We start from the raw sequence: 4,465 nt of genomic DNA, 5'->3' as shown, positions 1-4,465 counted from the left end.
CCTGTAAGAACTTCCGTCAAGACGTTTGGATGTTTCGCGCAGTCTGTAGCAACCTCCGTCTTCCCTGTAAGAACTTCAACTTTTTCTGTAGCAACTTCTGCTTTGACCTTAGTTTTGCACTTTATTTAACCCGCATTTATTAGTACCTTTTGATTACTTCCAAAGTAGAGGTCGCCCAATTCTTCCAAAAAAACATCGGTCTGCGATTCTGGATTACAAAAGTAGGGATGGATGGGAAGGAGTTCAGCACGAGGGCGGGTTTCCGGTGAAGACAGAATTTGCTCAAGTGAAGACAGGTAGTTTTCAGCAGTAGATTCCCAAGTGTACTTCTTCAGCACCCGTTGCTGACCCGCTTGGGCAAAATACTCCCACTCCTGAGCATCACATAGCAACCGCTCCAACCCCCGTGCAATATCAGCAGGATCTTCTGGGTCAACAAGTACGCCATATTCCTTATTTCCCTGTTGGAAGCTCTCGCTGGGGCCACCATTCTTGGTTGCTACCACTGGCAAACCTGCAACTGCCGCTTCTAAGGGAGCAAGCCCAAAAGGTTCGTAGAGTGCAGTTAGCGCAAATACTGAGCGGCGTTTAACCATAAACCGATAGGTTGCTGCCAGCGACTCTTGAGACTGATCTGACAAGCCAAAGGCACTCACCTTGCCCCACAAGTCATTTTCTTTGACGACTTCCCGAATGGGGGCTAATACCTCTTCAGCTATGTCGTCGCTAGTTTCCTCTCGTAAAGGATCGTCCAGCCCCCCTGTAATTAGCACTAAGTTAGCTCGTTCCTGAAGTGTTGGACTCATTGCGAAGGCTTGCACTAGCCCTAATATATTTTTTTTAGGCTCTAATCGACTGGATGCTATGATAACGGGCAGATCTCGACGGGCTTCTGCAATGTCCCGTACCAATCGCTCCTGAATGAACTGGTAAGTAGCCTCTTCATTTTCGGAACGTGCCTTTGCACCGAAAATCGAGAAATCTGCTCCCGGTGGAATCACTGCAAAGCGGTTGTCGTTGTCTACATCCACTGCACCACTATAGACTCGATGAGAATACTGTTCAAAGCGTTCTTGTCGTGTACTGGTGATATTAATAGCCGAGCGATTCATGCTTAGGCGTTCGGCTAAGATGCGATATCTGAAATTAAATTGCTCGTCTATTTCTGTGAGATTTTCTGGGGTGGCTTCCAGTTTGTCTATCTTTTGAGCGCCGAGAGAATGAGCAGTAAAGGTAAAAGGTATGCCTGTCTTCTCTTCAATTAGAACGCCACACAGTCCTCCATCAGCGTAGTGAGCAGTCATAGCATTGGGTAAACCACCTTCTTGTTGATAAAATTTCAAGATATTGGGTATCCAATCAGCGACCAGATGAGGCCATAACAACTCTTTAGAAAGAAATTCTTTTGGCCCAGCTGGTAAGCGGATAATGCGGACGTTATCGATCCCTGGATAAGTGTCAATCACTTCGGCAAACTCTGGCCACTCTGGGTCAATGATTTGACGGGTAAGAATATCAACTTTATGACCCATTTGAGCTATGGCTATGGCGACTTGCTTAACATAGACTAGCTGACCCCCAAAATCTGGGTGTTTCGTTATATGACTATTGGCTGAATCAAAATTGCCTTGAGGGTTGAGAAATCCAATATGCATAGCCCACTTCCTAATACAGGTTGATTTCTACTAAAGATGTTTGCCTGAAGACGGCAGCATAAGAGCTTAGTGAGCTTGTTAAAAACTCCCAAGGCTGAAAAACGCAGACAGTAAGGCTGTAGATAAATACCATCAACAAGTAGGTCAAAGGGCTTTTATTAATTCCCTTTAGCTTAAACCTAGCCAATTCGCGTATTTTCCTAATGTTTAAGTTACTCGTTTCTGCGGCTGGCGCACATATACCGGATGACATAAATAATAAGGTGATATTTCTCCTTAAAATTCAACGTCTTCTCGCTCTTGTCCTGTAGTTTCAGTTTTATCTGCACCTTTTGCTGCCCAAAACATTGTATCAATGCACTTAGCAAGTTGTTCAATAGTTGGTGCTTCAAATAAATTGCGTACAGTTACATCTATTTGAAAGGTATCTCGGATTCGGGAAATTAACTGAGTCGCTAGTAGAGAATGACCGCCCAATTCAAAGAAATTATCATGAACGCCTATCTGCTCTTTTGCCAGGACTTTAGCCCAAATTTCTCCAAGTAACTCTTCAACTTGCGATCGCGGTGCTACATAATCATATCTATCGAAAGTTACTACATCTGTTTTAGGTAAAGCACGACGGTCTACTTTGCCATTCGGTGTTAATGATATTGATTCCATTACCATATAAGCTGTTGGCACCATGTATTCTGGTAACTTTTCTTTCAAGTATTTACGTAATACAGATGCTAAATCTGATACTTCTACTACATTAATAACAATATAAGCCACCAAATACTTATTATCAGGTATGTCCTCATCAGCAATGACCACTGTTTCTTTCACAGATAGATGTTCATTCAACACCGCTTCAATCTCAGATAATTCAATGCGAAAGCCACGAATCTTTACTTGATTATCAATCCGACCTAAAAATTCAATATTGCCATCTGGTAAATAGCGGGCTAAATCACCAGTTTTATAAAGACGTGTTTTTGAATTATTACTAAAATGATTTGTAATAAAGTGTTCAGCAGTTAATTCCGTGTGATTGAGATATTCTCGTGCCAAACCATCACCACTAATATATATTTCGCCAGTAACGCCAATGGGCAAAGGTTGTAAATGGGAATCTAATATATAAATTTGTGTATTATTAATCGGGCAACCAATGGGAACAAATGTGGCTGATTCTGGTAGTTCTTGGATATGATAACAAGATGAAAATGTTGTATTTTCTGTAGGCCCGTAAACATGAATAAAATGTTTTGGCGCACCATGTTGGATAATTTTTTTAACCCATCTTATATTAACAGCCTCACCACCAAATAGTAAATATCGCAATGAAGCAAAAGCTTGGGGAACATCTCTAGCAATCTGTTGAAATAAAGCTGTTGTCAAAAACAAAACACTAATTTCTTTTTGTTGTAGCTGTAATGCGAATTCATGAGGCGAAAGGATTACATCTTTACTAATACCCACAAGTTGAGCGCCGTTAAGTAACGCTCCCCAAATCTCGAATGTTGCTGCATCAAAAGAAGTGTTTGAGACTTGGGCGATTTTATCTGATGGTGACAACTTTATATAGTTTGTATTGCACACTAGCCGATTTACAGCTTTGTGAGTTATAGACACTCCCTTGGGTTTTCCTGTAGAGCCAGAAGTATAAATAACATAAGCTAAATTGTTAAATGTAACGCTACTTCCAATGTTATTTTGGTTTTCTTGAGTAATAATTTCCCAGTCTTTATCTATGCAAACAATTGGATTGAAGAAACATTCAAAAGACTTGAGCAACTTTTCTTGTGTTAGCAATACTGAAATCTGTGCATCTTCCAGCATAAAATTTAAGCGTTCTTGAGGATAGCTGGAATCTAAAGGCAGATATGCTCCTCCTGCTTTCAGAATACCTAATAAGCCAACTATCATTTCTATAGACTGTGAAATGCAAATACCTACTAGCTTTTCTGAACCTACCCCGATTTTTTGTAAGTAATGTGCTAGTTTATTGCTGCGTGTATTCAACTCTTGATAAGTGAGTTGCTCGTTACCAAAGATTACTGCTATAGAATTAGGATGATGCTGTACTTGTTCTTCAAACAATTGATGGATACACTTATTATCAGGATAATCTGTTTTAGTGTTATTCCACTCCACTAAAACCTGATGTAGCTCCGTTTCACTTAAAAGCGGTAAATTTGCAATGCGCTGTTCTGGATTGGCAACAATGCTTGATAACAGAGTTTTAAAATGTTCTAGTATCCGGGTAATAGTAACTTTCTCAAACAAATCAGTGTTGTAAACTATTACGCCACGAAGTCCTTCAGAATACTCCCAATTTGTACCCAATAAGCTCCTAAAATCATCAGAACACTTCCATAAGTGTAGTTCCAAATCAAAGCGCGTTTTTTTTAACTCAATATTCATAAAGCTAGGCACTAATCCAGGCAGTTCTAGTGCCGACATTGGAGCATTCTGTAAACTAAACACTACTTGAAATAACGGATGATGGCTCAAGTTTCGCTCTGGATGCAGTTCTTCAACTAGCTTGTCAAACGGCAAATCTTGCTGGCTATAAGCTCCTAGCGTTACCTCTCGGACTCTGCCTAATAGTTCTCGAAAACTTGGGTTTCCAGATAAATTGCTGCGTAATACTAAACTATTGACAAAAAAACCAATTAGACCTTCAATTTCGCTACGGTTACGGTTAGCAATTGGCGAACCTACGGCAATATCTTCTTGATGTGTGTAGCGGTAGAGCAAAGTTTTAAATGCTGCCAGCAGCGTCATAAAAAAGGTTACACCTTCTTGCTGCGAAAGCTTTTCTA

2 protein-coding genes are annotated in these 4,465 nt (G+C 40.5%); both read right to left on the bottom strand.

Going from position 1 to position 4,465, the window contains the following annotated elements:
• Positions 1-125: 125 nt before the first annotated feature.
• Positions 126-1,655: a glycosyltransferase gene (locus VE944_RS26305; protein ID WP_324984117.1), complete on the bottom strand. Its 1,530-nt coding sequence runs from the start codon at positions 1,653-1,655 to the stop codon at positions 126-128.
• A gap of 276 nt (positions 1,656-1,931) precedes the next feature.
• A partial coding sequence (locus VE944_RS26300; protein ID WP_324984115.1) for a non-ribosomal peptide synthetase occupies positions 1,932-4,465 on the bottom strand: 2,534 nt, incomplete at its 5' end.

This window comes from Nostoc sp. (assembly GCF_035638895.1).
Classification (GTDB): Bacteria; Cyanobacteriota; Cyanobacteriia; order Cyanobacteriales; family Nostocaceae; genus Nostoc.
Note: the sequence above shows the minus strand (reverse complement) of the source record. Positions and strands in the feature narration are given on the sequence as shown.

Excerpts from the sequence above, each read along its gene's own strand:
- VE944_RS26305 (WP_324984117.1), bottom strand. The coding sequence starts at position 1,655 with ATGCATATTGGATTTCTCAACCCTCAAGGCAATTTTGATTCAGCCAAT.